Below are 246 nucleotides of genomic sequence, written 5' to 3' on the forward strand. Positions count from 1 at the left end.
GAAAATCATGTGTTTGTTAATATGATTACGTCAAAATGCACAAAATCGGATGAGTGCGGCTTCAGCATCGAGGTCAACGGCCAAAACGGCGTATTTTACTATCATTCACGGCAGAAAAATCAGTTTTTGCTGAGGGCCGGATTGACGGAGCAGATGATAACAATGCCGGACACGTGGCTGACAGACCCTGAAAATGAATTTTACGGATGGGCCGATTCCTTCAGAGTTCAGCTGATCCAATGGATG

1 protein-coding gene is annotated in these 246 nt (G+C 45.1%); it reads left to right on the forward strand.

Going from position 1 to position 246, the window contains the following annotated elements; all coding sequences use genetic code 11:
- Positions 1-246, forward strand: a 246-nt coding sequence (locus tag CH339_RS25890) for a Gfo/Idh/MocA family oxidoreductase (RefSeq protein WP_368731668.1), incomplete at both ends; no start/stop codon positions are given.

Origin of the sequence: Rhodobium orientis, from assembly GCF_003258835.1 — a bacterium.
In the GTDB taxonomy this organism is placed as follows: domain Bacteria; phylum Pseudomonadota; class Alphaproteobacteria; order Rhizobiales; family Rhodobiaceae; genus Rhodobium; species Rhodobium orientis.